This is a genomic window from Agrobacterium sp. B1(2019) (assembly GCF_008274755.1).
GTDB classification, from domain to species: domain Bacteria; phylum Pseudomonadota; class Alphaproteobacteria; order Rhizobiales; family Rhizobiaceae; genus Agrobacterium; species Agrobacterium salinitolerans.
This window is the reverse complement of record NZ_VTPB01000002.1, coordinates 1,180,001-1,182,878: the sequence shown is the minus strand read 5'-3', so window position 1 is coordinate 1,182,878 and position 2,878 is coordinate 1,180,001. Positions and strand designations below refer to the sequence as shown.

Here is a 2,878-nt window from a genome sequence, read left to right as displayed (position 1 = left end):
GTTGCGTTTTGCAGACCTGGCAGCGACCTACTCTCCCGCGTCTTGAGACGAAGTACCATTGGCGCTGGGGCGTTTCACGGCCGTGTTCGGAATGGGAACGGGTGCGGCCGCCCCGCGATAACCACCAGGTCGGCAAAACGCAACATATGTTCATGCGGTAGCATGAACATATGTTGTTCTTTTCTGGATTGGCATGCCTTATCCCGTTTGCTTGTCGCTCACGGGGGACGCCAATGGGCCATACGGACACCTCATGTATGAGGGACCATGTGACCAAAGCAACCTAGTTCATGTTTTCACATGGAAACTGTTGTTTCGAGAAGCTGGGAAGCTTGCGCTTCGTTTTAATTTACACGTCTTTTCTTGACCTGTCCGTATTCTACCTTTGCTCGACAGCGAGCGAGGCAGCCATACAGACCAGAGGTCGTCACGCCTTGTGGCGCGGCCCGTCCGGAGCCCATCGGGCGTCAGGACAGAAGAATAATGCTCATCTTCGATGAGCATGAACAATGGGAACGAAGAAGTCGATCGAGCTATTAGTAACGGTAAGCTTCACACATTGCTGTGCTTCCACACCCGTCCTATCAACGTGGTCGTCTTCCACGGCTCTGATAGGGAACACTCGTTTTCAGGTTGGTTTCCCGCTTAGATGCCTTCAGCGGTTATCCATTCCGTATATAGCTACTCTGCTATGCCCTTGGCAGGACAACAGATCCACCAGAGATACGTCCATCCCGGTCCTCTCGTACTAGGGACAGATCCTGTCAATATTCCTACACCCACGGCAGATAGGGACCGAACTGTCTCACGACGTTCTGAACCCAACTCACGTACCGCTTTAAATGGCGAACAGCCATACCCTTGGGACCTGCTCCAGCCCCAGGATGCGATGAGTCGACATCGAGGTGCCAAACAACCCCGTCGATATGGACTCTTGGGGGTCATCAGCCTGTTATCCCCGGCGTACCTTTTATCCGTTGAGCGATGGCCCTTCCACACGGGACCACCGGATCACTATGACCGACTTTCGTCTCTGCTCGACTTGTCAGTCTCGCAGTCAGGCTAGCTTATGCCATTGCACTCGACGACCGATTTCCGACCGGTCTGAGCTAACCATCGCGCGCCTCCGTTACTCTTTCGGAGGCGACCGCCCCAGTCAAACTACCCACCATACACTGTCCCGGATCCGGATAACGGACCGCGGTTAGACATCCACGAAGATAAGGGTGGTATTTCAAGGATGGCTCCACAGAAACTGGCGTCCCTGCTTCAAAGCCTACCACCTATCCTACACATGCCTTGGCGAATGCCAGTGTAAAGCTATAGTAAAGGTGCACGGGGTCTTTCCGTCTGACCGCAGGAACCCCGCATCTTCACGGGGAATTCAATTTCACTGAGTCTATGTTGGAGACAGCGGGGAAGTCGTTACGCCATTCGTGCAGGTCGGAACTTACCCGACAAGGAATTTCGCTACCTTAGGACCGTTATAGTTACGGCCGCCGTTTACTGGGGCTTCAGTTCAGAGCTTGCACCCCTCCCTTTAACCTTCCAGCACCGGGCAGGCGTCAGACCCTATACGTCGTATTGCTACTTCGCAGAGCCCTGTGTTTTTGATAAACAGTCGCTACCCCCTGGTCTGTGCCACCCCATCATACTTGCGTACAAAAGGGTCACGCTTCTTCCGAAGTTACGCGTGCAATTTGCCGAGTTCCTTCAACATAGTTCTCTCAAGCGCCTTGGTATACTCTACCTGACCACCTGTGTCGGTTTCGGGTACGGTCTATACGGTGGAGCTATTTCCTGGAACCTCTTCGCCGCCCAACCAATCCAGTAAGGTTGAACAACACACGAGATCCGTCACTACCACCAGGCCCACGAATATTAACGTGGTTCCCATCGACTACGCGTGTCCGCCTCGTCTTAGGGGCCGGCTAACCCTGCTCAGATTAACTTTAAGCAGGAACCCTTGGTCTTTCGGCGAGGGAGTCTCTCACTCCCTTTATCGTTACTCATGTCAACATTCGCACTTCCGATATCTCCAGGGCCCCTCACAGGTACCCCTTCACAGACTTACGGAACGCTCCGCTACCACTTGCACAAAGTGCAAATCCTCAGCTTCGGTGCATGGCTTTAGCCCCGTTACATTTTCGGCGCAAAGACCCTTATTTAGACCAGTGAGCTGTTACGCTTTCTTTAAATGATGGCTGCTTCTAAGCCAACATCCTGGTTGTTTTGGGATCCTCACATCCTTTCCCACTTAGCCATGACTTGGGGACCTTAGCTGGAGGTCAGGGTTGTTGCCCTTTTCACGACGGACGTTAGCACCCGCCGTGTGTCTGCCGACTAGTACTCCTCGGTATTCGGAGTTTGGTTAGGATCAGTAAGACGGTGAGTCCCCATAGCCCATCCAGTGCTCTACCCCCGAGGGTATAAGGTCGACGCTCTACCTAAATAGATTTCGCGGAGAACCAGCTATTTCCGAGTTTGATTGGCCTTTCACCCCTAGCCACAAGTCATCCCGAACTATTGCAACAGTTATGGGTTCGGCCCTCCAGTTGGTGTTACCCAACCTTCAGCCTGCTCATGGCTAGATCACTCGGTTTCGGGTCTAATGCAACTAACTATGTCGCGCTATTAACACTCGCTTTCGCTGCGCCTACACCTACCGGCTTAAGCTTGCTAGTTACACTAAGTCGTTGACCCATTATACAAAAGGTACGCCGTCACCCTTTCAGGCTCCGACTGTTTGTAGGCATCCGGTTTCAGGTTCTATTTCACTCCCCTCGTCGGGGTGCTTTTCACCTTTCCCTCACGGTACTTGTTCGCTATCGGTCATGCACGAGTACTTAGGCTTGGAGAGTGGTCTCCCCATGTTCAG

The 2,878-nt window shown here is 53.0% G+C and carries 2 rRNA genes (1 of these 2 only partly in view); both read right to left on the bottom strand.

The window, feature by feature from the left end:
* Positions 1 to 14: 14 nt before the first annotated feature.
* A 5S ribosomal RNA gene (gene rrf, locus AGR1_RS20285) occupies positions 15 to 129 on the bottom strand.
* A gap of 386 nt (positions 130 to 515) precedes the next feature.
* Positions 516 to 2,878 (bottom strand): 23S ribosomal RNA (locus AGR1_RS20280) (it continues 590 nt past the right edge of the window).